The following is a 25830-nucleotide window of genomic DNA, read 5'->3' as shown; positions in this document are numbered from 1 at the left end:
AATAGGAAGTTATACCAACTAATTGTGGTCATTGCCGGCGCTTTGCCTGAAGGGAGCGCAGTCACCACCCCGCGAAAGGAGTTTTTTATGCCAGTTGTAAATTATAAACAATATCAAGCAATGCTGGAAAAAGCCAGAAAGAATCATTTTGCTTATCCGGCAATCAACGTAGTTAATCTGGAAGGTGCTAATGCTGCATTAAAGGCGTTTTCAGAAGCAAAATCGGACGGTATCATTCAAGTTTCCATCGGCGGCGGTGCACATGCTTCCGGCTCCTGTGTCAAGGATACGGTGCTGGGTGCCATCTCGATTGCCGAGCATGTTCACCGGGTGGCGGAGCGCTATGACGTTAATATTGCACTGCATACGGACCACTGCGTCAGCAGTAAGCTGGATTCCTTTGTCCTGCCCCTGATTGAAGAAACGGAAAAACGCCGGGCAAGCGGTCGGCCCAATTTGTTCAGCAGCCATATGTTTGACGGCTCGGATATTTCTTTAGAGGAAAATATCAAGATTTCCAAGGAATTACTCGCGCGCTGCACCAAGAACGAAATTATTTTGGAGATTGAAGTCGGTGTCTTCGGCGGTGAAGAGGACGGCATGGACAATTCCGGTGTCCACAAGGATAAGCTGTATACTACGCCGGAAGATATGATTGCCATGTATGAGGCGCTTAGCCCGATTTCGGACTTTTATATGCTGGCGGCTACTTTTGGCAACACTCACGGCGTTTATAAGCCAGGCAATGTGGTTTTGAAGCCGAAAATTTTGTCAGCCGGCCGGGATGCACTGCTGGCTAAGTTTGGAGAAAAGGCACGGCCGTATTTTGTATTTCACGGCGGTTCCGGTTCGGAGCTGGCTGATATTCATGAAACATTGGAGTACGGCGTGGTGAAGATGAATATTGATACCGATACGCAATACGCCTTTACCCGGCCGATTGTTGACCATATGTTCCGTAACTACGATGAAGTGCTGAAGGTAGAAGGCGAAGTCGGCAACAAGAAAAAGTACGATCCCCGTGTTTACCTGAAAGCGGCCGAAGCCGGTATGGCCGATCGGATTAAGGAAGCCTGTGATGTTCTGCGTTCATCCGGGCACACGATGTTTGGCAAATAAATATTGTTGCGCGCCATTGCGGAAATGAAAACGGTTAGAGAATAAAAGAAAAAGACCTGCCAAAAGCGGATAGGGCGCGGCTGTTTTTGCGCCTGCGGAAGCGGCAGGCCTTTTTTTGCGGTTTTGTTTTTTTCTGCCGCTGCGCCGCTTTTGGCCAAAATCGCAGTTTGGCGGACAGAAAACCGGAAGCTGGCTGCGCCCGCCCAATTAAGTTTATATTAAATAACTCAACTTTCCCATGTTCGCCGGAACAGTCTTTTTTAGACTCGTTGCATGGACAGGAACGGAATGCGATTTGCAAAGCAAATCGCGAGAGTGAGTCCATGCACCCGCTCTCCGAGCGGGATAGAGTCAAAAAAGACTATGGGAAAGTTGAGTAAATAATGTTACGGTTCCGGCAAGTTTGGGAAAAGCCAATTCCCGGAACTGTAACCAATCGTCAGAAGGAGGAGCCATGAAACTACCAGAAAGAGTTACCAATCCGCAGATTTTTGCGGAAAACCGGTTAAACGCCCATTCCGACCATCGGATTTATGCATCGGAAGCGGAATATTTAAAAGGAAAAAGCAGCTTTTATCATTCCTTAAACGGCATGTGGAAGTTTGCTTATGCCCCCAACCCGCATATGGCGCCGGAGGGTTTTGAAAAAACGGAGTACTGCTGCCGGAACTGGCCGGATATCCCGGTGCCGGCCCATATTCAAATGGAGGGCTACGACACGCCGCAATATATCAATGTCGAATATCCGTGGAAGGGTGTGCAGGATGTTAAGACCGGGCAGGCGCCGGAGGAGTTTAATCCGGTGGCCAGCTATGTTAAGTATTTTCATTTGCCGGAAAGTTTTGCCGGACAAAGAGTTTTTTTAAGCCTGCAAGGCGTGGAGCAGGCGGTGGAGATTTGGCTGAACGGCCGGTATATCGGCTATGGCGAGGATAGCTTTACGCCGTCGGAATATGAACTGACGGGGCATTTGCAGGCCGGAGAAAACAAGCTGGCGCTGCGGGTGTATAAATGGTCATCGGCTGCGTGGCTGGAAGATCAGGACTTTTTCCGCTTTTCCGGTATTTTTCGGGAGGTTTATTTATATGCAGCCGGGGATCTGCACTTATATGATGTGAAAATTACGGCTCAGCCGGCACCGGATTTCAAGACCGGAAAATTAACGGTGTCGGGAGAAGTTTGGGGCAGCGGACAGGCTCGTTTGTCTTTGCGCCGCTATGCTTTTGATTTTTATGACGGCCGGATTGCGGAAAAAGTGCCGGTGGATTTGCCGCTGATTTGGCAGGAAAGCGTCAGCTGTGTCGGGAACCTTCAGGCCGAAGCCGAGATTAAAGATATTGCGCTGTGGAGTGCGGAAGCGCCCAATCTTTATCTGCTGACGCTGGAACTGGAGAGAGATGGGCAAGTGGCCGAATATATTCCGCAGTTGGTCGGTTTTCGTCAGTTTGAGCTGGATGGCGGTTTGATGAAGCTGAATGGTCAGCGCATTGTTTTTCACGGCACCAATCGGCATGAGTTTGGCTGTGACCGGGGGCGGGTGCCGGTTGAGGCGGATATGCTGCGCGATGTTATCACCATGAAGCGGAACAATATCAATGCCGTCCGCACCAGCCATTATCCCAATAGTTCGCCGTTTTACCGGTTGTGTGATATTTTCGGCTTGTATTTGATTGATGAAACCAATTTGGAAACGCATGGTACCTGGCGGACAATGGCTAAAAATGAGAAAGATGAAGAAAAGCTGAAAAATGTTTTGCCGGATAATAAGCCGGAGTGGCTGCCGGCGGTGTTAGACCGGGTCAGTTCAATGTATCAAAGGGATAAGAACCATCCGGCCATCCTGCTGTGGTCCATGGGCAATGAATCCTACGGCGGCAAAAATATTTTTGAGATGAGCCAGTGGATTCGCCGGCAGGACGATACCCGGCTGGTTCATTATGAGGGAACGGCGCATGACGACCGCTATCCGGATACTTCGGATATTTATTCCCAGATGTATACCTCCGCTGACCGGGTACGGGAGTTTTTGCAGGAACACTCGGACAAGCCCTTTATTTTATGCGAATATACTCATGCCATGGGCAATTCCAATGGCGCGATGGATAAATACATTCGCCTGAGTGAAGAATGTCCGGCTTATCAGGGCGGCTTTATCTGGGATTATGTCGATCAGGCGGTGCGCACCCGCAATCCTTTTGGCGGGGAATACCTGGCCTACGGGGGCGCTCACAGAGAGCGCCCGCATGACGGCAACTTCTCCGGCAACGGAATTGTGTTTGCCGACCGGACGCCGACGCCGAAAATGCAGGCGGTCAAGTATAATTATCAAAACTTCCGGCTCGTAGTATCGGAAACGAAAGTAAAGATTATCAATAAGAGCCTGTTTACCTGTTCCGACCAGTACCAGGCGGTGGAAAGGCTTTACCGCAACGGCTGCTTGACGGCGGTTAAAACTTTCGAAACTAAGGTTTTGCCGCTGACTGAGGCCAGCGTTCCGCTGCCGCTGCCGGTGCCGAAGGCGGATGGGGAATATACCGTGATTGTGGCGCTGGAACTGAAAGAAGATACGGTCTGGGCAAGAGCCGGGCATGAAGTTGCTTTCGGACAGGCGGTGTTTGGAAGTTTCCGTGAGATTGACGACTGTCGGGCACAGCTCAGGATTGACCGGCAGGGAGAGCTGCGCTTGATTAAAAGCCGATTTAATATCGGGGTGCGGGGAGACCATTTTTCCGTCTTATTCAGTGGCGGACAGGGCGGTCTGGTTTCTTACCGCTACGGCGGCAGGGAAATGCTGAAAGAAGCGGTTTTGCCTAATTTTTGGCGGGCGCCGGTGGATAACGACTATGGTAATGCCATGCCGCAGCGTTACGGTCAGTGGAAGCTGGCCAGCCAATATATTATGACCAAGGGCGGGCTGGACGACCTGACATCGGGACTGGTTTCCGCCGAGGAAAAGGACGGCCGGATGGAGATTGTATACCGCTATATTTTGCCGACGAGACCGGCGGCGACCTGCGATGTGGTCTGGCAAATTTGGGCTGATGGTACGGTGGAAGCGGAACTGAGCTATGAGGTTGTGCCGGAGCTGGGTGATATGCCGGAGTTTGGTTTAATGTTCCGGCTCTATCCCGAGTATGACCGCCTGACCTGGTACGGCTTGGGGCCGGAGGAAAGCTATGCCGACCGAATGGCGGGCGCCAAGTTAGGGATATATCAGAACAGGGCAGCCGAGAATATGACACCGTATCTTCGGCCGCAGGAGTCGGGAGCCAAACAGGAAGTACGTTACGCGCTGGTGCAAAATCAATCGGGCGGCGGACTGTGCTTTTTTGGTCAGCCCTTTGGCCTGTCGGTTACACCGTATACCCCGCATGAAGTGGAAAATGCCCGGCATACGTTTGAATTGCCGCGGACGTATCAAACGGTGGTACGGGTCTTTGCCGGGCAAATGGGCGTAGGCGGCGATGACAGCTGGGGAGCTAAGACGCATCCCGAGTATCTGCTGGATGTTTCCGGCCGGCGTAAGAGTTTTCGAATTCGCTTCTGCGGCTGGGAATAAGGCGGGATCATTAATATCGGCATGCTCCGTGTGTCCTCCGTTCAGAGCATTCAGAACGTGTATGTTTTAGACGGAGTAAAAGGTTACAAAGCCTTTTTTAAGCAAACTCACATCGGATTTTAACCTTTGGGCGATGTTATCATTACAATTCCATGATAATATTACAGCCAGATTAAAGATGGGGCAAAGCGATTGACTTGGGTAGATTCCGATGTTAGAATGAGGACATCGGACAAGCGGCTGCTGGAAAAGTGCAATTAAGGTTATGGCGAAGCGCGGACAGGGAAGGAGTGGTTGGCGCCTGGCAGAACTTTACCGGCCGGTTTTCGGCAGCTGCAGTATAATTTTTTAAAGGAGGGTTTTATGAAGAAGTTAAGGAAGCTTACTTGTTTTGTTCTGGCGTTTGCGCTGATGCTGTCAAGCCTGACATTTGTGAGTGCAGCCAGCCAAGAGGCGAAGAACCTCAACAAGCTGGGACTGCTTTTAAATGTAAGCGAGGAAGAATTGAACCAAACACTGGATCGGGTGATTGGTATCACCATGGTGTTAAAGGCGTTGGGGTATAAGGACGATGATGTTAAGTCAAAGGCCGCCGACAATCCGTTTGTGGACATGGACAAGCATTCGTGGGCGAAGGGTTTTGCCGCAGTGGCTTATGAAAATAAGATTACCAATGGTGTCAGCCTGAACATGCAAAGAAAAGAGTTCGGACCGACTCAGCCGTTGACCAAAAAGCAGCTTTTAACCTTTATGCTGCGGGTTTTGGGTTATGATGAAGCCAAAGCCTGGAACAACACCGAAGAATTGTCCAGACAGGCCGGGATCTTAACCGACAACAGCGAAAATGACAGCAACTTTACCAAGGATGATGCGGCCAGAATTATGTACGCGGCCATGAAAGCCAAGCTGCAAAACAATGAAGGCCGGCTGATTGACCGCTTAGTGGCCAAGGGCAAAGTCACAAAAGAAGCTGCCATCAGCGTTGGTCTGCTGGAGCAGGAGCGGCCGAAAACGCTTGAAGTTGCAAGCGTGATGGCGAATAATCTGCGTCAGATTGAAGTTGTGTTCAGCCGGGAAGTAGATGCCGACAGCGCTAAGCGGGTAGCTAATTACAAATTAACCGGTGCCAAGGGAGTCAGTTCCCGCTCGATTAGCGAGGCAACACTCAAAGACGATAACCGGACGGTGCTTTTGACCGTAGGTGTGGCTTTATCGCAAAGTGCCAATCCTTCTGTTTTGGAAAACAAAAAGGATTATGTCCTGACGGTGAAAGATGTCAAGGATACGGCCGGTCAGGTTATCAGCAAAACTGAAAAGGACTTTACTGCTCAGGATACGGCCGCGCCGGAAGTTCAGGGCGTGGAATTTACCGGTCCCAAGAGTGTCAAAATTACCTTTAATGAACCGATTAAAACTTTGGGTAAAGTTAAGGTAATGCAGGGCAACTCGAGTATTTCTACCAGAAAGCTGGAAATTGACCCGGCTCGGGCCAATGTGGTTAATGTTGAAGTTTACAGCAATTTTAAAACAGGTACCGCTTATCGGTTTGAAGCCAGCGATATGAAAGATTTTGCCAACTATGTCAATATTCTTTATTCGGAAGATAAAGTTTATGAATCGGATAGTTCCACGCCGACGGCCAGCGTAGTAGCAGCTGACCAGGGCAAGGTAGAAGTGGTATTTGACCGTCCGGTCAAGGGCATTACGGCGAAACATTTCTATCATTCCTATCCGCATCAGACGGCGAAGGAAGTGTATAAGGATTCGGCGCTGAAGCAAAAGGTGAGCAGCACCGAATATGTCAGCAAGGTTTGGGTTGTTTTTGCAACCGGTTTAAGCTCGGGTAATTACCCGTTGCCGGCTCAGGCTGAATTCTATATTTTGGGCAAGGTCAATGCTTTGCAGATTATGGACAGCTGGGGCAATAAGTTCTCGGATTTCCGCGAATATTTAAGTGTAACCTCGGATCATTCCGCGCCGGTGATTGACAATGTGGATGTTCAGTCGGAAACGCAGATCGTCATCACCTATAATAAGGATTTGTCGGCTGCCGGAACCTATAAGATCATGGACGGCAACGGCAAGACTCTGGCTACGCCGAGTGCTTCTTTAAGCGGCAAGACGGTTACCTTGAGGTTCTCCAAGATTAAGAACAAATCGGCGATTTTAGAAATCCGCGGTGTTAAGGACAATACTTTAAGCCGCAACGAAATGTCGGTTGAGACCCGGTCGATTGAATTCACCGATAAAACCTTTGATGGTGTGGTTTCGGCTGATTTTAAACCGGTTATGGACGGCAGCAAAATCGTCGGCGGCGAGATTTATGTCAACTACAATGAAGAAGTAGCGGATAACGCTTTGGATCCGAAAAATTATTATCTGGAAATCGGCGCCGGGAAGGAAAATCTGAAAGATCAAAGATTTGCCTTTGGCGACACCAACCGGACAGTAATTATTACTTTAGATGAAGTTTTGGGTAAGAAGGTAGCGGATAATCTGGGAGCAACGAAGCTGGTTGTTGGCGGTGTAACCGATTTGGCAGGCAACTCGTCATTTGGTTTCCAGACTTCGACGGTTTTAACCGGCGTGGTAGCGGCAGTTATGACCAAAGCAGTCTTAACCAAAGATGGTGATACCAGCAAGGTTGAGATTCACTTTAACCGGAGCTTACACAATGTTTTAAAGGCAGACGGCATTACTGTTTTAAATAATCCGGAATTCAGCTATGACAATACCGAGAGCTTAACATCGCCGGAAAACCTGCGGGTGGTTGATTATACCATCAAGGGCGATGACAGTCGGGTGGTTGAGGTAACCTTATCCCGGACGGTTTATTCACCGAAAAACTTGAAACTGACGGTGGCCGCCAATGTGCTGGAAGATTCGCATGACGCTAAAATTGCCGGGTTTACGGTTGAGGTGATGGAAGATAAGGTGGCACCGAAGGTACTGACCAAGGACGGCAAAAAGCAGGCAACTGCTTATAAGTCCGGCGGAGCATATTATGTGTCGGTTAAGTACACGGAAGCAATTGATCCCAATTCCCTGTCGTCGGCAACTTACCGGATTGACGGTACGGATGACTTTAAGGTTGTCGGCCGGCCGGCAGTTTCGGGCTCTGATGCCAGAGAAGTAATTGTGCAGGTACAACCGAAGACAGGAGCCAACTTTGGCGATAACTTCGGCATTACCCAGACTCAGACCATCAGTGATCTGTCGGGCAACCGCTTAGAAGCGGACACCGAGATGATTGAAGCAGTCAGGGACAGCAGCTGGAACTAAGAAGCGATCAACTCGTTTTTAGACCGGATGCGGCCAGAGCCATGACATCAAAAGTTTAAGCAGCCAAGGAATAGTCGGCATTGACAGGCAGCGGTATAAAAACGAGTGAAAAACAATCCCCAGTACCGGGTAAAATCGGTAACTGGGGATTGTTTCGTTGTTTACTCAACTTTTCCTGAGCAAAAATACGAGATGCTTCTGTCAAGCCGAGATACAGCCATAGTTGAAACAGTGCCTATTTGAGAGGGTAACCTGACCCTGATCGAAGTGTTTCACACTTCTGCCCGGGCGGGCGACCTACCCCTGGTCGAAACGCCATGCGTTTCTGCCCGGGTGGGCGGCCTACCCTGATCGAAAGCTTCGCTTTCTGCCCGGGCGGGCGGCCTACCCTGATCGAAAGCTTCGCTTTCTGCCCGGGCGGGCGGTCTGCCTGATCGAAAACTTTGCTTCGGCTCGGGTGGCAGGCTGCCTAAAAGGCTATTTTATTAAATATGGGAAAATCGCTATTTAATTAAACCGGAAATCAGTTTAAACTCAGGACTGCCGGCTGCTTTCAGTAAATCAAACAAGACCAGTTCCGTGCTGACAATATGTGCACCGATGGTTTGCATATAATTAAGGCCGATTTGATGATTTTGCTCGGTGCGGGAGCAGCAGGCATCGCTGACTACCCAGACATCATAACCGGCGGCCAGCAAATCCCGAACGGTTTGCAGGACGCAAATATGGGTTTCCGAGCCAAAGAGCAGGATTTGCTTGCGCCCGGCGGCAGCGAGGGCTGCTTCTGTCCGTTCATCCCAAGCGCTGAACTTGGTTTTTTCAAACAGAGAAGCATCCGGCGGCAGCGACAGGTCGCTGACAATATGGCCAAGCCCTTTGGGATATTGTTCGGTAACGATCAGCGGGAGGTTTAGGGCCTGTCCGCCGGCCAGCAAAATACCAGCGTTTTTCAGGACAGCGCCTCTTTTTTCCATAGCTGCCATCAGCCGCTCCTGCAAGTCAATCAAAAACAGACAGGTGGTTTCCTGGGTTAATTGGGGAATGGTATTCATAAGATTTTCTCCTTGTGCAGTAACTAAAATAAGTAACGATTCGGTTTTGGCAATCGAAGGTAAGGTTTTTATATGCTTCTTTTTATTTTACCACAAATTAAGCGTGAGTGCGAGAAAATCCTGCGGATTTTCTCTCCGCATCATCGTTCATATAGTCTGTTCGCCCAAAATGCTTTTGCACGCAAGCGTGCCCGCATTTTGCCGAACAGCCTGCACTCACGCTTTTAGTGCGCAATTATACCACAAATCAAGCGTGAGTGAGAGAAAATCCTGCCGGCTTTTGTCGTAAAAAATCCAGGATGTTCTTGCGTTGGCGCTGAATTAAATATATAATAAAACATATCATCTCTTTACATCAACCTTCAAAGAGAAAAAGGAGCAGCCATGGACATTCAAATCGGCGATAGATTAATACTGAAAAAAGGTCATCCCTGCGGCGGACAGGAGTGGGACGTCCTCAGGGTAGGAGCGGATATCCGGATAAAATGTGGGCATTGCGGACATTTGGTCATGCTGCCCCGAACCAAGCTGGAAAAGCAAATTAAAAAAATCAACGGTCAGCCGGTTAAAGATTTACCGGCGGAAAGAAGGGATTGAAAATGGATCAGAGGAACTTAACGCTATTAACTGACTTTTATGAATTAACGATGATGCAGGGCTACTATTTGCAGGCGGAAAAGCAGCCGATGGCAGTATTTGATTTGTTTTACCGGAAAAATCCTTATGGTGCAGCATTTGCGATTGCGGCGGGATTGGACTTGGCGATAGATTATATTTTAAACCTGCGCTTTACGGAAGAAGATATTGCCTATTTAAAGGGACTTAATACTTTTCAGCCGGAGTTTTTGGAATATCTGGCTGATTTCCGGTTCAGCGGCAGCATCAAAGCGGTGCCGGAGGGTTCGATAATTTTGCCGAATGAGCCGATTGTTCAGGTGATCGCGCCAATCTGCGAGGCGCAGTTAGTGGAAACGGCGCTGCTCAACATCATCAATCACCAAAGCCTGATCGCGACGAAGGCGGCGCGGGTGAAATGGGCAGCGGGAGAAGACGAGGTTATGGAGTTTGGCTTGCGCCGGGCACAGGCGCCGGATGCCGGTATTTATGGAGCCAGAGCCTGCGTCATTGCCGGCTGCTCCTCAACCAGTAATGTGTTGGCGGGGAAGGAATTTGATATTCCGGTTAAGGGAACGCATGCCCATAGCTGGATTATGACATTTCCTTCGGAACTGGAAGCCTTTCGAACCTATGCCCGGCTTTATCCGAGTTCCTGTATTTTGCTGGTTGATACCTATAATACCCTAAAGTCCGGCGTGCCGAATGCCATCCGGGTTTTTAAAGAACTGCGGGATGCCGGCCGGATGCCGTCTTTTTACGGGATTCGCCTGGACAGCGGTGATTTAGCCTATTTATCGAAAAAAGCCAGAGTCATGCTGGATGAAGCCGGCTTTTCGGAAGCAGTTATTTCCGCGTCGTCGGATTTGGATGAATACCTGATCAGCGATCTAAAACTGCAAGGTGCCAAGATTACGCTTTGGGGCGTGGGCACCAATTTGATTACCGCCAAGGAAAATCCGTCTTTTGGCGGGGTGTATAAGCTGGCAGCAATTGAAGAAGCGGACGGCGCTTTTGTGCCTAAGGTTAAATTGTCGGATAATATTGAAAAGGTAACGAATCCCGGCATCAAGAAAGTTTTGCGGGTGTATGACAAACAGACCGGCAAAATTAAAGCGGATTTGATTGCTTTAGCCGACGAAGAATATGATTTGCAGGCAGAACTGGAGTTGTTTGACCCAAGCGATACCTGGAAACGAATGAAGCTGGAAGGCGGTAGCTATGAGCTGCGGGAAATGCTGGTTCCGATTTTTAAAGAAGGCAGATTAGTATATGACCGGCCGGATGTGTTTGCGATTAAAAACTACTGCGAGCAGGAAAAAGAAACGGTTTGGGAAGAGTCCAAGCGTTTAAACTTCCCGCAGAAGTTATATGTAGACTTATCTCTGCCGCTGTATAATTTGAAGAAAAAGCTGATTGAAGAAGCGATTCAAATCGGATAAGCAATAGTAGGAAACTGTAGTCACAGGATAGGAGAGGAAGCTATGGAGAAAGTTTGGCAGGAATTGACAGAGCGGTTTGATCAGGAGTTTGGCCGGGGCGGGGAGCGGCGCCGCTTTTTTACACCGGGCCGGGTTAATCTGATTGGCGAGCATATTGATTATAACGGCGGGCGGGTTTTTCCCTGTGCTTTGGATATCGGCACATACGCCCTGGTTCGGCCTCGGGAGGATACGCTGGTGCGCTTTGTTTCAACCAATATGGAGTTGAAAAATCAGGTAGATATCAGCCGGATTTGTTATGAGGAAAAAGATGAATGGACGAATTATCCGAAAGGAACAATTCTGCAAATTCAGGAGCATTTGGCGGCTGAGGGTCGGGATGCCGGAGTAATCGGCGGCATGGATATTCTCTATCACGGCAATATCCCCAATGGTTCGGGCCTTAGTTCGTCGGCTTCGATTGAGGTGCTGACAGCTGCGGTGGTCAATCAACTGTGGAACCTGGAGCTGGATATGGTGACTTTGGTTCAGCTTTGCCAAAAAGGAGAAAATACTTTTAACGGTGTAAACAGCGGGATTATGGATCAGTTTGCGGTTGGTATGGGCCGGGAGAACTGCGCGATTTATCTTGATACCAGCAATTTAAACTATGAATATGTTCCCTGCGTGCTGGGGGATTTGGTGCTGATCATCGGCAATACCAATAAAAAAAGAGGACTGGCCGATTCCAAGTACAATGAAAGACGCGAGGAGTGTAACCGGGCGCTGACTGAGCTGCAAAAGGTCAAAAAGATTCAGCATTTATGCGAATTATCGGCCGCGGAATGGGAAGAAGTAAAGGGCGCGATCACCGATGACACTATTTGCCGGCGGGCGGAACATGCCGTCATGGAAAACGCCCGGGTCAAAGAAGCGGTAGCTGTTCTACAAAAAAATGATATGGTTCGGTTCGGGCAGCTTTTAAATGCTTCCCATGATTCATTGCGCGACCTTTATGATGTGACCGGCAGTGAGTTAGACACGATGGTCGAAGAAGCCCGCAAAATTGACGGCGTGTACGGGGCGCGAATGACCGGTGCCGGCTTTGGCGGCTGTACGGTCAGCCTAGTCAAAAAAGAAGCGGCCGAGCGTTTCCGCCGGGAAGTGGGCGAAAACTATCAGCGCCGGACGGGACTGATGCCGGAGTTTTATATTGTCAATATCGGCGGCGGCGCCAGAGAGATTTTGTAAAGAACATAGCTCTGGCAAGGTATTAGCGAGCGGATAACGGGTTGGAGCTCTTATTCTTCTCTAAAAATATAGCCGTAATGGGATAAGAACTGCTTCATCGAAACGTCAAAGCTGTGCTCGGCGGATTTATCGGGCAGAAAGCCCTTATAATTAGTGGCGGTAATCAGCCGGAGCAGATTGTTTTCAAAGTGCAGGCGAAAAGAAAAAGACTGCACCATACTGCGCAAGGGTTCCGGCGTATTTTTCAACACCTTGTCCATACTGGTTTCCGTCAGGATAAAGCTGATCTGCATGGACAGCGGTGTGCGATAAGCCTTGATAATTTCAGTTAAAACCGGCCGCATTTCCTTCCAGGAAATGTAAGCCGGTTTTTTTGTGTCGGCTTGTGCTTCGCTTTTTTCGGCCGAAGCACTTTCCGGGTCTGCGGCCTCGCCGTCGGCATAACGGCGGTTGATTTCGCCGTCAACGTGAAAATCGGTCAGCACCTTTAAATCAAAGGAGTGCAGCAGGAAACCATCAAATACCGTATCTTTCAGCAAGCCATTCATACAGGGCTTAATATCTTCAATCAATAGTGAAATCATAAGAATCCTTTCTGCTTTTGTAGAGCTGCCAAAAAGGCTGCCCCGTATTTTTGATATTTTAAAGCGCCGACACCGGATATTTCCAGCATTTCCGCTTCGGTAGCGGGGAGTTTGCGTGCCATTTCCAGCAGAGTTTTATCACTGAAAATCATATATGGCGGCAAATGAGCGCTTTTCGCCAGTTGATAGCGAACCGTCCGAAGAGCTTCAAAAATCTGGTTCTCATCTGCAGAGCGGCGCACCAGCGGCACTTTTTGGATAACACTTTCCTTACCGAGTAAAACCGATTTCCCCAGCGGTGTCACCATTAAAATCGGATAGGCTTCGCTGGTTTGGTAAAGATAGCCTTCGGCCACTAAAAGCAGCAGAAAATCGCGAATTTCGTCCAGACTTTGACTGGCCATCAAGCCATAGGTCGATAAATGCTGAAAGCCTGCCTGCAAAACCTTTTTGGAAGTGGAGCCTTTGAGCACTGCGGCCGTCAGCTGCAGACCATAGCCCTGTCGCATTCGCATCACGCAGGAAATCGCTTTCATGGCCTCAATCGTGATATCTTTTTCTTCGTATTCCTTAAGGCAATGGCAGCAGCGATTGCAGTCGGCAGCATCGGTGTCACCGAAGTATTCTAAGATATAAGCCGACAGGCAGCGATTGGTGTGGCAATAGCCGTTCATTTGCTGCAATTTATAATAGCGGTGGTGCAAAAGTTCCTGACTGATTTCGCCGTTTTCGGCTGCTTTTTCAATCAAATAGCGGCGGATTTGCAGATCCCGAGGCGAATACAGGAGATAGCACTCGGCTCGTGCCCCGTCCCGACCGGCTCTGCCCGCCTCTTGATAGTACGCCTCTAAGGTTTCCGGCATATTAAAATGAATGACATAGCGGACATTGGATTTATCGATCCCCATACCAAAAGCGTTGGTGGCAACCATGACCGTAATGTCATCATAAAGAAATTGATCCTGAACTTGCCGGCGCCGCTCAGGGCTTAGTCCGGCGTGATAATAACCGGCGGCAAAACCCTTGCGATCCAGGACTTCATAAACTTCCTCGGTTTCCTTGCGGGTAGCGCAGTAGATAATGCCGGACTGCGTGACATGCTTGGTCAGGTAATCCAGCAAAAAAAACAGCTTGTTACTGTCCTTTACTACATTTAACGACAGATTTTCCCGCTCGTAGCCGGTTTCATAAATATCCGGCTGCGAAAGACACAGGCTTTCTATAATATCGGCTTTGACTTGCGGTGTAGCTGTAGCGGTAAAAGCCGATATGACCGGTCGCTGCGGGAGCTGCTCAATAAAACCGGCAATTTCCCGGTAGGACAAACGAAAGTCATGTCCCCACGAAGAAATGCAGTGCGCCTCGTCAACGGCAATATGACGAATGGGAACCGTCGCCGCCAGCTCGCTGATAAAGGAAGAGGACAGACTTTCCGGTGCCAGGTAAATGATTTTGTAGCGTCCTTTTTTGATTTCCCAAACCCGTTGCCGGTATTCTTCAAAGGAAAGCGTGCTGTTTAGCAGAGTTACCGGCAGCCCCAAATCAAGCAGGGCATCCACTTGGTCTTTCATCAAAGCAATCAGCGGCGAAAGAACCAGCGTTACACCGGAAAGGAGCAAAGCCGGAATCTGGTAGCAAATGGATTTGCCACCGCCGGTCGGCATGATCGCCAGCGTATCATGACCGGCTAAAATGCTGTCAATGATCGCCTGTTGCTGCGGCCGAAAGCTGTCATAGCCATAGTATATTTTCAAAATGTCCTGCGGTTGATAGGTTGTATTCATAAGGAAGTCCTTTAGGTTCTTCATGGGATTGTTGGAGTTTGGGCTAAGCACATGAGAAAATCGGAGCAATTTTCTTGCTGGTATTACGATGTTCAAAATATATGTTTATGCAGGTTTTAGCCTGTTTTAGCATCTTGCACTCCGTATTATAACACAAACCGGGCAGAAGTGCGAGAGGTTCTTTTCAAGGAAAAAGGCTATGACTACTCTATTTTTTTCTAAAAATGCCAATATAGATTAAGTATGGAAAGAGTATGAAAAGCACCCTATCGGGGGCAAAATACATACCTTACTGACGGCGGAAAAGGAAAAAAAGTTTGTTTTTGCATAGAAAAAGCACCTACTTTTCTTAGTAGATGCTTTCGCCTAATACTCATTTTTATCGCCTAAAACTATGTCTATTTTAGGGAATTTTTATTTCTTTCAGTTGTTTATCTTGATCCATTCTTGTGTAAATAACAGAAATGATATGAACAGTCTTTGTTTCTTCCTCGACCCAAAAGTAAATATAGTAATTTTTTACCCTGTATTCATCCATTACAAATCTTTCTCCAGTTCATCAAATACCTCGTCTATATTATATGAATCACCTTGAAGTGCCTGTGAATAGCCATTTGCCATCATGAGATTAAAAGCTTTCTCATTCATATCTTCAAGAATTGGTACATTTTTAGGTATTGTGAGTGAAAAAGGAAGCCCTTTATTTAATATAATCTGTCTGTAAAACATATCTATAGCCGTTGCTCTTGGAATACCTATTATCTCAAGAATATCTTCCGCTTGCTTCTTTATATTTTCTTGTATTCTTACATTTACATTTGCTGTTTTTGCAAGTGCCATAATAATCACCCTCCTTTGACCATATTATACAATATTGTATCGCATATTGCAACACAGTATATTGTCTGTTGGGAGCGGCTTTACTTCATTTCTTTCGTTATCGTTTTACTGATTGCGGGTAATGCAATCTTTTCGCTGTCATATTTTATTGCGGAAAGCTTATAGTCTACCGGAATAAAATCGCGAAATGTCCCGTCAGGGTTAGAAATCATGGCGCCGGTATATATTTTAACCAGATACCCATAAGAAGAATGACTGCAGTCAATCTCGCTGATATTACCGTTAGAACCTATCGTGATATCCAAATAATAAGGGACATATTGGTTAAAATCAATGGAGTAGCTTTTGTGCGTCGCTGCTTGCAGATTTGCCACAGCGGTGCCTTGATGTTCCTTTATCCGGTAGATTGTTTTATCTTTTTCCGTTATTTTCTCGATATTTTGCCGATTTTTTAAAATGTCTTTGATACGATTGATTTCTAAATCAACTTTTCCGTCTGTATCCGTCCAAACCGTTTTGACCCATTGATTGTCCTGTTGACGGATGGAACTGAATTCTTTTCCATAAGTATCGTATGTCAGCGCCGATATGTCTTCGGTTTTTTGATTGCTGACCACTTTGGTTTCACTTTGTATTTCGGTCAGATAGTCATCGTCCTGCAAATGATTGATTTTTACCTTGTTGATAACAAATACTTCCCGCTCCGCTTCTTTTGGATAATAATAATTGGTTTCGACCTGATATTCCCAATTTTTTGTTTCAAGAAAGGTTTTTATAGCGCTGTCGATTTCGGAGGTTTTCGTTGTTCCGCAAGCAGATAGGATTAGAGCAAATGATAAAATAAGTATCATTTTATTTTTCTTCATAATAATCTCCTTTCTATAATGTCAAGCCCTAAATCATTGAATTTCAGGCTTTTCTTTAAATATTTACCTCATAAAACAGAGCAAAAAATGTATGACAGTCATTGTATTTTATACTGAACAGCTAAAAGAGGGTGTGGTTTATAAAGCATCCCATTGTTTTGCTTTATAAAGGCTATAAATACTCTGTTAACTATGATGGTGAACCTTCCGTGTCTAAAGGGATCGTGTCCCAACTTCCTTCGTCCCACCTGTCCATACACCGAGTGCCTGCTAAGCTTTCTAACAGGGTCATGCCCTATGGAGAGAACTACTGCAAGCTACAGCTCTTGTTTGTTTTTTGATTTTACTGACCTGCCTACTCCGCAGGGTACGGATATTCCGTGGACGCTTACCCTGACTCGCTTTGCTGGTCATTGTGATGATGCAGCACCTGTAGCACTCCATCGTTATCGGGTTTCTTTCCAGAACCCTGCCCGATCTCGGAAGAATCCGACACCCGGCAAGGCTCTGGAATAAATCTTGCTGTCGACTGTCTTACGCTACAATAGCTCCCTTATTTTCCGGACGTCTGATGTCCATCAACATCTTCTTCGGAGCATAGATCGTACCAGTATTCAGAATCGTATAGATAATCCTCAGAAGCTTGCAGGCTATCACAATCAATGACTGCATCTTTTTCAACGGATTATCGGCTCGTGTCGTATAATACATATGGAGTTCTTTGAATTCCTCTGCATGGGCCACTGCTGACTTTGCTGCCTGGAATAACCAATATCTGAGTCGTTTGCGTCCTCTGTGGCTGATTTTGGTTTCTCCCTTATGCTTTCCTGAACTGCATGCCACAAGACCTAATCCGCTTAATTTTTGTATTTCCTTAACATCATCAAATCTTGAAATATCTCCCATCTCTGCAAGAATACCGGAAAGTGTATTTTCTCCAATCCCCGATATCTCCAGAACGTTACCTGTATGCGGTATCTCCTGACATTTCTGCTTGATCTGATTCTCTATAACAGCAAGTTCAACATCCAGTTCCATGATTTTCTGCACGAACCACTTTACAGCTGCCTTGCTTGCAATGGATCCATCCTTAATCCCAACACTTGCTTTTGCGTACTGTAAGATTTCTCCGGCTCTGCTATACCCGCGTCCTCTAAGTTTAGCAGCATGCCAGATCTGTCTTATCCCTTCTTCTCCAAGTGCGGTCAGTTCATCCGGAAATGGTGCCTCTTTCAGCAGTTCAAGGCTAAATGCACCATCGACTTTTCCCAATGCATCCTTATACTCCGGAAAATATATCTTCATCTCTCTGTGCATCCGGTTGATCGTTCGAATTCTGTCTTCATTCAGTTGGTCTCTGAACATGGATAACCTACGAAGTTCCGCATAGATTTTTTCTGGAAGATATGGCATACCAAAGTTGCCATCCTTAACAAGATTTGCTATCAGTTTTGGATCCTTCCTGTCATCCTTCAGCTGGCTGTTATCTTCAACCTCCTTTGTCTGCTTCACAGCATAAGGGTTTACCTGAACAACGCTGATTCCATTTGCAATCATCCATGTAGCAAGGCAGAACCAGTAGTGACCGGTCGGCTCTAAGCCAAGTACTATCTGACTCTTATCATGTTCAGCAGCTATCTTTACTGCCCATTCCTTTGCACTCTGGAATCCCTCATGATCATTGTTGAAAGAATATGCGGACTTACTGAGTTCCCGTCCTCTGGTATCAATTGCTCTCATATCGTGCGTTTCGCTGCCTACATCACATCCCAAGATAAGCATGTCATCGCTGATAAAAGAGAGTTTTTCATTTTTATCAAACTTACCATTGGTTTCCAACTCACGCCAGGTTGAAGCTGTGAGATTTTCCTTAATCACCTCCGCTTTTTTCAAAAGCTCCTGCTGTTCAAAAATATTTGCTGTTACTACTTGATTTTTCTTCTTTGTGCCTTTAATATTCATTTTAGATACCTCTTGTATTTTTTAGATTTTACCAACTGGCAGGTCAGTAATAATCTAAATTTACTTGAGGTATTTTTTTATGTCAATCTCTTGACCTATTTAAAGTATACAGGAAGCTTTCTGACGATAACAATAGATGACATATTCTGCTTTCGTATAGCTTTATTATAGTTGATATGCTTTAATTTTGCAACAAAAAACACAAAAACACATTATTATTCTATAAATTTTAAAGCAATTTATAATTAGATGGCATATTGGTAAACAAATAAAATAAATCTGAAAATTATAAGTGCGAGGGATGCCTTGCGTTTCAACAAAAAAGGAAAAACGGAGAAGGGAACGTTTGGGAATTTGACAGTTAAAAACACAAATTTTATCGCATAAAAACCCAAATTGTGGTATACTAAAGAATATGTTGTTTTGCCGAAGTGCTTTTCGTGGCAAGCGGCAGCGTAAGTGGGATTGATTTTGGGCGTCCCAAGGGGCGGAAAACTCAAGTGAAATCAGGAAACTGCCCGTTTTTTAGGCACAGATTACGGAACAACAGAGTGTGAAAGGGGACGCTTGTGAATTTTTTTATTAAAAAAGAAACGATACCAAAAAAAATGATGCTACTGGGATTGCTGATGGTACTTTGCCTATTGGGGCAGCGCACGGACGCTTTGGCGGCGCAAGGGGGACAGCAGAACTTACCGGTGATTTGGTCGAAGACCCGCGAGCTGACCCGGCCGGAGCTGGGGCCGGTGGTGGTGCCGTTTTGGCAGCAAAGCGCCAAAACGACCAATATTTTTGGGCTGAACAGTTTCAAGTCGCCGGATTCGGACGGAAATTACTACATCATTTCCGCCTCGGATAAAGTCGGAACTGTCAGTGCCGAGCACCAAAAAGACCGGCTGATACTGCGTTTTTATGATGTAAAGACCAAATTTAAAAAATCGCAGACAGATTTTTCAGCAGATCCTGTTATTTCGGACGTTAAGATTAGGGAGTACAAAAGCGGCGGCGTGAATATTGCCGAGTTTGCCTTTGCCCTGCGGCCGGTGGTGAAAGACTTTGTGATTCGTCTGGATGAGCTGGGTGAGAGAGTCTTGGTTGAAATGATTACCAATGCCGTCATTCAGGTCAGTCTGGCAGACAGAGGTGACGAAGAACTGCTGATGGTTGAGGGCTTTCAGCCGCTGCGGCTGAATCTGCGGCGGGGCGCAGAAAATACGCTGGAGATTGAAGTGCCGTCCGCTCAAAGCCTGCTAGCGGATATGGATGCGGAGGTGGCATCGAAGTATATCAGCCGGATGGCAGTCAGTAGTCAGGAAAAGGGCAAGACCAAGGTCAAGCTGTGGCTCCGGGAAAATACCGAGTTTGCGCCGGAGGGGCAGGGAATTCGTTTTTTTGCGGCCAAAACCAAGGATATCAAGTACGCTTACGGGATTTTGTCGCTAAAGCGTCCGGAAAACTTTGATATGTCTAAGGTTGATTATTTGCTGGATATTTATAGGCGCAAGGCCAGCCTATCTTTTCCGCATGAGGGCTATTTGGACGGAGCGTACTGGATTGCCGATGATTTTGTGACCAAGGTGGAAGCGGTGAATGGGCGGCTGGAGTTTACTTTTCCGTCGGTGCGGGAGCTGACGATTGCGGAAGACCGAGATCGGGTATATATTTCGGCGAAAAAGCCCAAGGAAATTTTTACCAAGGTCGTGTTTATTGATATCGGGCACGGCGGCAACGATCCGGGGGCGATCCGGCAAGCGGATATCGGCATGGGCGAACAGAAATATTTGGAAAAAGATGCCAATTTTGCGCTGACCATGCAGCTGAAAGCGAAGTTAGAACAAAATCCGGCGATTCGGGTTTATTACTCCCGGCTGACCGATGAAAATCCTTCGGCTTACGAGCGGGCGAGGCTGGCGAATGAGACCGGTGCTGATTTTTTCCTCAGCCTGCACCACAATATGACGACGGTCAAAGACCGTAAAATTGAGGGAACCGATGTTTATTATTTAGAGGGGCGGAGTAACGGCAATCTATCATCAAAACGCCTGTCGGAGCTGATTTTGCAAAATTATGCGCAGACCACCGTCTTTGCGAACCGTTTGATGCTGGATGCGCCGCATTTATATATGGTTAAGTACCCCAAAATGCCGGCAGTCATCGTCGAAAGCGGCTTTATGTCAGATGACGGCGACCTGCGCAAGATGTTTGATCCGGCTGTGCAGGAGCGGACGGCGCAGGCGCTCTACGATGTGATCGTGCAGGCGTTTGCCGAAATATAATGTTACGGCGGGTATCAAAGGTATTGTATATTACAAACAACAGGAGGCCAAAATGATTCAATTTGGAACCGGTGGCTGGAGAGCCATCATCGGAGAAAACTTTACCAAGGATAATATCATTAAAGTAGCGCAAAGTTTGGCTGATTTAATGAAAAAAGAAGGTGTAGCCGACAGGGGACTGGTGCTTGGCTATGACAAGCGCTTTTTGTCTGACCGGGCGGCAAAATGGATTGCCGAAGTGCTGGCCGGCAATCAAATTAAAGTATATTTGATTCGTCGGGTCGCGCCGACGCCGCTGGTGATGTTTACGGTTAAAACCTTGGGAACGGCTTACGGTGCGGCGGTAACAGCCAGTCATAACCCGGCCGAGTACAACGGTATTAAAATCTTTACCGAGGGCGGCAAGGACGCAGACCGGGAGATTACCGACCGGCTGGAAGCGGTTATCAACCGCCTGACGGCAGCGGACATTAAAGCCGTAGACTTTGACGAAGCCGTTGCCAGCGGCGTTGTTCAGTTGATTTATCCGTTTAATGACTATATTGATACCATTATTTCAATGATTGATATTGACAGTATCCGGCGGAAGGATTTGCGGATTTTGGTTGATCCGATGTACGGCGTGTCCAAAACGGCACTGCAAACCCTGCTGATGACGGCACGCTGCGAGATTGATACCATTCACGATTCGCATGATCCGGGCTTTGGCGGCCGGATGCCTTCGCCCAGCGAAGAAACCCTGCGCCATTTGCGGACTTTGGTTGTAGAACGGAAGTATGACTTGGGAATCGGTACCGACGGCGATGCCGACCGGCTGGGTATCATTGATGAAACCGGTGCCTATATTCACCCCAATATGATTATGAGTTTGCTGTATTATTATCTTTTGAATTATAAAAACTGGCGGGGGCCGGCGGTGCGCAATATCGCCACCACGCATTTGCTGGATGCGATTGCGGCAGATGCCGGAGAAAAGTGCTATGAAGTACCGGTTGGCTTTAAGCATATCAGTAAAAAAATGGCGGAAACCGACGCCGTTATCGGCGGTGAGAGCAGCGGCGGTCTGACCATTCGCGGTCATATTAAGGGCAAGGATGGCATTTTTGCGGCGGCGCTTTTGGTGGAGATGATTTGCGTTACCGGTAAACGGCTTGGGCAAATGATGCGGGAGATGGAAGAAAAGTTTGGCGTTTACCAAATGGAAGAAGCTAACCTGTCTTTTCACCCGGAGGATAAGGCTCGCTTAGTTCAGCTCTTATTTGAAGAAAAAAAGCTGCCGCAGTTTCATGCCGAGATTGACCACGTCAGCTATTTGGATGGGGTTAAGGTCTACTTTAAAGATAATTCCTGGATTATTGCCCGGTTTTCCGGCACCGAGCCGCTGATTCGGATTTTTGCCGAAAGCGACTCAGCTGCCAGAGCGACTCGGCTGATTACGGAATTAAGAGAGTTTTTGCAGATTTAAGTTTATAGAGGATGTTATGCTTTTTGCGGCGTCAGGGGCTGGTGATCTCTCTGCCGCCAAACGGCACCGATTGCGTTGTAGTCAACCTGACCGCTGTCCATATAGGCGAGCAGCAGGCGCTTCATCTCCTGACCCCAGCTATCCCGGATGCCGTCGATATAGCCCCAATAGGACTGAGCCAGTTCGAGCAGCCGGCAGCCGGCCAGAAAATCAATGGCGCTGTCGTCTGCCGGACAGGCGGGGGCGTATTTTCCGCCGGCCGCTTGATAGCCGCGGAAAAATGCGGCTTCTGCCTCCTGAAAACAGGCAGTGTCATAAAAATTATAAAGGAAGAACCGGAACCCGTAAAATTCCAAGGCGGCCGGAGCAGCTTGGGCTGACTCTAAATCAAAATATCCGGTCGGCATGCCTTGTTCATCGGTAAAAAAGTTTTCCGCGTGCATATCGGTAAAAACCAGTACCGGCGGCGTGGTTTGTGCGTTAAAGTGGGGGCGCAGTTTTTCCAGCATTTCATGGAAAAACTGCGTGACCCGGACGGTTTCTTCCGGGCTGAAAACCTGCTTTTGCTGACAGCGCTGAATGCGCATATCAATCACCGACCGGAACCGGTCGGAAAAATTACTGATTCCGGCCGGCTCAATGACAGAGTCAGCCATGATATTGCCAAAGGACGAGAAAGTAATGTTTTGAACTTTGGCGAAATCCCGGCCTAAGAATTCCATGCTGTCTAAAAAAGTTTGTTTGGAAAAGCCGCTGCGGCGCATACATTCCTTCTGAGAAATACCGTTCATCCGTTCTAACAAAATGAACTTGCCATAGTGCGATTCATAAGTACCGTAGACTTCCGGCGTAGGCACGCCGGCTTTTTCCCGAATCATTTGAAATAAATAAGCTTCTCTTTCTAAGGACAGCCGGCCGCCGAATAAAGTATCGCGGCTGCTCTCATAAAGTCCTTCTTCGGTTGCTCTGATTTTGGCAAACTTACAAATGGCCGGTCGGTTTCCGGCCAGCATTACGTCAAAAACAAAATGATTGGAGCCTTCGTCAATTGACTGAATCGCTTTTACTTCATATCCATTGTCCTCTAAAGCGACCTTTGCCTTTTCGGCATCAATGATTTGCGTCATAAATTTCACCTTTTTCTCTTTTTTGGCTGGGTCAATTCTTTTTTTGTTCAAAGTTTTCACCAGCAGACCAAATGCTTCGCATTTGCCGCACTTCGTGCTCTTCGTCTGCTGGTGAAGCACCGCAAAATGAATATGTCCGCTTCGCGGCCGCATTCATTTATGCTTGCGCGCTTCAATTTGTTCAATATCTGACAGCCTTATTTTTCCAATTGCTGTAAATAGCGGTAGATGGTGGCCTTGGAGCTCCCCAGCTTTTCTGCCACTTCCATCACCGAGCCCTTGGCCAGAAATACTCCGCGATTATCCATTTCCCGAATGACAGACAGCTTTTCATGGGCGGTCAGCCGGTTGGGCGAAGAGTTGAAGCGAATGGCCGATTCCTCCAAAACCTGATTGATGATTTCAGTAACGGACAGGGTCAGGGTTTCATAGGTCTGCATCGGCTTAGCGGCCGGCTGCAGGACATTATGCCCCTGATCCCCGCTGATTAGAGTATTTAAATAAGTGCGAATCCGAACCAGCTCACCGACATTGTGATTGATGGTTAAAAGTCCGACCAAAGTTCCGCCTTCCCGAATAAACATCGTAGCCGACCGCATTTTGTCGCCTTTGCCGGAAAGAGTGCGGTAATTGATATTGTAGGGCAAAGTGCTGCACTTGGGATTTTGGATTAAGGCACGCTGCATTTCGCTGAGCGGAGCACCGACATAACAGCTGTCGTCCATAGGATGCTCAACCAGTAAAACTTTCTCCGTATCAGTCAGAATAATTTCGGCCTCTGACCCTAAAAACAGGGCTAAAAATTCAATGATTGGACGATAGACTTCAATATTTAACATAATTTTCTCCATTCTGCGCGGAAACGGCGGATAAGTATTCGGCGGCGGAAAAAGAGGACTGGTGCCTATCCTGTAATAGTGCAGCAGCCCCCTGTTTGGTTTATTTATAAAAGCTCAAAGCCGGCGGTAAAGTGCCGTAAGGACACAATCGAACCTTGGTGTACGATTTTCATGCCGCGGTATTGATCGCGCTTTTCGTAAATATCTCCCAGCGCCTGAGCGATGACATCCATATGATTATTGGTATAAAGCCGGCGGCCGATGGCAATCCGCATGGTTTCAATGGACGGATAAATCGGTTGGCCGGTTTCTTTGTCAATTGAGCCGAAGGCGCAGGCACCGATTTCTACGCAGCGCACACCGGCTTCTTCATAAAGAGCACAGACCAGTCTTTGGCTGGGGAACTCACTTTGCGGAATTTGCGGGAAGAAGCGGCGGCCGTCAACATAAACACCGTGTCCGCCGGTCGGTTCAATAATCGGTACGCCTCGTTCTTTTAACTTTTCACCCAGATAAGCCACCTGCTTGATGCGGTAGTCCAGATAATCAAAGTCGCAGGCTTCCTGCAAGCCGACGGCCAGGGCGTCCATATCGCGGCCGGACATGCCGCCGTAGGTGATAAAGCCTTCATGGACAATGGCCAACTGATTGGCTTTTTCATAAACTTCTTTATTTCTGGTAACAAACAGTCCCCCGATATTGACCAAACCGTCTTTTTTGCTGGACATAGTGGCTGTTTCACAATAGCTGAACATTTCTCGGGTAATTTCTTTAATGCTCTTGTTTTCATAGCCCGGCTCCCGGGTTTTGATGAAATAGGCATTTTCCGCTAAACGGGCACTGTCCATGACCAAGGGGATTCCGTATTGCTTACAAAGTGCGCTGACTTCCCGGATATTTTGCATGGAAACGGGCTGTCCGCCGTTATTGTTGCAGGTAATAGTGATGATACAAACACAAATATTATCCGCGCCCTTTTCGGCAATCAGCTGCTGCATCTTGGCAAGATCAATATTACCCTTAAAAGCCTGCGCCGGGGAGGCCGGGTTCATACCGGCGTCGGTGGCATAATCAACCGGAATGCAGCCCATGATTTCGGCATTGCCGCGGAAGGTATCAAAATGCATATTGCCGATGGCGTAAGCACCCGGCCGGGCATAAATCTGCGCCATGATATAATCCGCAGCGCGGCCCTGATGGGTTGGCTGAACATAGGGCATCCCAAATACGTCCTGAGCGGAAGCTTCCAAACGGTAAAAGCTCCGGCAGCCGGCATAGGCTTCATCGCCGGTCATCATGGCCGCCCACTGATTCTGGCTCATAGCACTGGTGCCGCTGTCAGTAATGCAGTCGATATATACTTGCTCGGATTTTAAACGAAACGCATTGTAGCCGGCTTCTTTCAGCCATTGCTGCCGCTGTGCCTTGGTGGATTTGGTAATCGGCTCTATCATCTTAATACGAAACGGTTCGGCGGTCATGTACTTCATAAATGAAACCCTCCTTCATAAGTGCAACAGATTGCAGGTGCGTGATAAAAGATGTGTGCATCAAAACAGGCAAATCTTTTTGGGGCAAGCCGGGCAAAAGGACTTCCTACTTTTGAGCCTGTGTAATATAAAAAAATAGTATCACAGCGAGAAAAAAAAGTCAATATGATAAAAGCATATATTTTTGTAAAAAAATTCTTGACAGAGCGAAAGCGGTCGAGTATACTTTAGTTAAAATTGATAAAAAGTAAGAAACTGGTCTTTGTTAGACATACAAATTGTTCAATACTGTAAGGGA

18 protein-coding genes are annotated in these 25830 nt (G+C 47.5%); 8 read left to right on the top strand and 10 right to left on the bottom strand.

What is annotated here, in order from left to right:
- Positions 1–87: 87 nt before the first annotated feature.
- Positions 88–1119, top strand: coding sequence for a class II fructose-bisphosphate aldolase (locus C3V36_04630; protein AVM70441.1), 1032 nt, complete (start codon positions 88–90; stop codon positions 1117–1119).
- A gap of 34 nt (positions 1120–1153) precedes the next feature.
- On the opposite strand, the gene C3V36_04625 is transcribed toward C3V36_04630, so the two are convergent.
- The gene (locus C3V36_04625; GenBank protein AVM68593.1) at positions 1154–1444 is read right to left on the bottom strand and encodes a hypothetical protein; all 291 of its coding nucleotides are present in this window, start codon (positions 1442–1444) and stop codon (positions 1154–1156) included.
- A 129-nt stretch (positions 1445–1573) separates the two neighbouring features.
- Between C3V36_04625 and C3V36_04620 the strand changes: the two genes are divergently transcribed.
- Together C3V36_04620 and C3V36_04615 are read left to right on the top strand one after the other, a co-directional pair.
- On the top strand, positions 1574–4678 hold the full coding sequence (locus tag C3V36_04620) for a beta-galactosidase (protein ID AVM68592.1): 3105 nt from the start codon (positions 1574–1576) through the stop codon (positions 4676–4678).
- Between the two features lie 294 nt (positions 4679–4972).
- A complete protein-coding gene (locus C3V36_04615; GenBank protein AVM68591.1) occupies positions 4973–7960 on the top strand; it encodes a hypothetical protein in 2988 nt (995 codons plus the stop codon).
- Positions 7961–8463: 503 nt separating this feature from the next.
- On the opposite strand, the gene C3V36_04610 is transcribed toward C3V36_04615, so the two are convergent.
- A complete protein-coding gene (locus tag C3V36_04610) occupies positions 8464–9012 on the bottom strand; it encodes a hydrolase (protein ID AVM68590.1) in 549 nt (182 codons plus the stop codon).
- Positions 9013–9396: 384 nt separating this feature from the next.
- Between C3V36_04610 and C3V36_04605 the strand changes: the two genes are divergently transcribed.
- Genes C3V36_04605 through C3V36_04595 form a run of 3 tightly spaced genes read left to right on the top strand, consistent with a single transcriptional unit; the run spans position 9397 to position 12299 of the window.
- Entirely contained in the window at positions 9397–9609 is a 213-nt protein-coding gene (locus C3V36_04605) for a DUF951 domain-containing protein (protein AVM68589.1), read from the top strand.
- Positions 9610–9611: 2 nt separating this feature from the next.
- Entirely contained in the window at positions 9612–11069 is a 1458-nt protein-coding gene (locus tag C3V36_04600) for a nicotinate phosphoribosyltransferase (GenBank protein ID AVM68588.1), read from the top strand.
- Between the two features lie 42 nt (positions 11070–11111).
- Complete coding sequence (locus tag C3V36_04595; GenBank protein ID AVM68587.1) at positions 11112–12299, top strand: galactokinase; 1188 nt, start codon at positions 11112–11114, stop codon at positions 12297–12299.
- Between the two features lie 50 nt (positions 12300–12349).
- Here the strand turns inward: C3V36_04595 and C3V36_04590 are convergent, their stop codons facing one another.
- The 5 genes from C3V36_04590 to C3V36_04570 form a co-directional block, all read right to left on the bottom strand.
- A complete protein-coding gene (locus C3V36_04590) occupies positions 12350–12883 on the bottom strand; it encodes a hypothetical protein (GenBank protein ID AVM68586.1) in 534 nt (177 codons plus the stop codon).
- A complete protein-coding gene (gene recQ / locus C3V36_04585; protein AVM68585.1) occupies positions 12880–14667 on the bottom strand; it encodes a DNA helicase RecQ in 1788 nt (595 codons plus the stop codon). The genes C3V36_04590 and recQ overlap by 4 nt, the downstream gene beginning before the upstream one ends.
- Positions 14668–15204: 537 nt before the next feature.
- Positions 15205–15507 carry a type II toxin-antitoxin system antitoxin, RelB/DinJ family gene (locus C3V36_04580; GenBank protein ID AVM68584.1) on the bottom strand — a complete coding sequence of 101 codons (303 nt, stop codon included), beginning with the start codon at positions 15505–15507 and terminating at the stop codon, positions 15205–15207.
- 80 nt (positions 15508–15587) lie between these two features.
- Positions 15588–16373 (bottom strand): hypothetical protein, encoded by a 786-nt coding sequence (locus C3V36_04575; GenBank protein AVM68583.1) that lies wholly within the window; start codon positions 16371–16373, stop codon positions 15588–15590.
- Positions 16374–16907: 534 nt separating this feature from the next.
- Positions 16908–18335 (bottom strand): IS110 family transposase, encoded by a 1428-nt coding sequence (locus C3V36_04570; GenBank protein ID AVM68582.1) that lies wholly within the window; start codon positions 18333–18335, stop codon positions 16908–16910.
- A 569-nt stretch (positions 18336–18904) separates the two neighbouring features.
- Between C3V36_04570 and C3V36_04565 the strand changes: the two genes are divergently transcribed.
- Together C3V36_04565 and C3V36_04560 are read left to right on the top strand one after the other, a co-directional pair.
- Positions 18905–20611: a hypothetical protein gene (locus C3V36_04565; GenBank protein ID AVM68581.1), complete on the top strand. Its 1707-nt coding sequence runs from the start codon at positions 18905–18907 to the stop codon at positions 20609–20611.
- Between the two features lie 52 nt (positions 20612–20663).
- Positions 20664–22076, top strand: a complete 1413-nt coding sequence (locus C3V36_04560; protein AVM68580.1) for a phosphonomutase — start codon at positions 20664–20666, stop codon at positions 22074–22076.
- A gap of 14 nt (positions 22077–22090) precedes the next feature.
- Here C3V36_04560 and C3V36_04555 read toward each other — a convergent pair whose 3' ends face one another.
- The 3 genes from C3V36_04555 to C3V36_04545 form a co-directional block, all read right to left on the bottom strand.
- Positions 22091–23356 carry a hypothetical protein gene (locus C3V36_04555; GenBank protein ID AVM68579.1) on the bottom strand — a complete coding sequence of 422 codons (1266 nt, stop codon included), beginning with the start codon at positions 23354–23356 and terminating at the stop codon, positions 22091–22093.
- Positions 23357–23400: 44 nt separating this feature from the next.
- Positions 23401–24054, bottom strand: a complete 654-nt coding sequence (locus C3V36_04550; GenBank protein ID AVM68578.1) for a hypothetical protein — start codon at positions 24052–24054, stop codon at positions 23401–23403.
- Between the two features lie 92 nt (positions 24055–24146).
- Complete coding sequence (locus C3V36_04545) at positions 24147–25532, bottom strand: tyrosine phenol-lyase (protein ID AVM68577.1); 1386 nt, start codon at positions 25530–25532, stop codon at positions 24147–24149.
- Positions 25533–25830: the final 298 nt, after the last annotated feature.

Source organism: Lachnospiraceae bacterium oral taxon 500 (assembly GCA_002999035.1).
In the GTDB taxonomy this organism is placed as follows: Bacteria; Bacillota; Clostridia; order Lachnospirales; family Vallitaleaceae; genus W11650.
The sequence above is the reverse complement of the archived record's forward strand: the minus strand, read 5'-3'. Positions and strand labels throughout refer to the sequence as shown.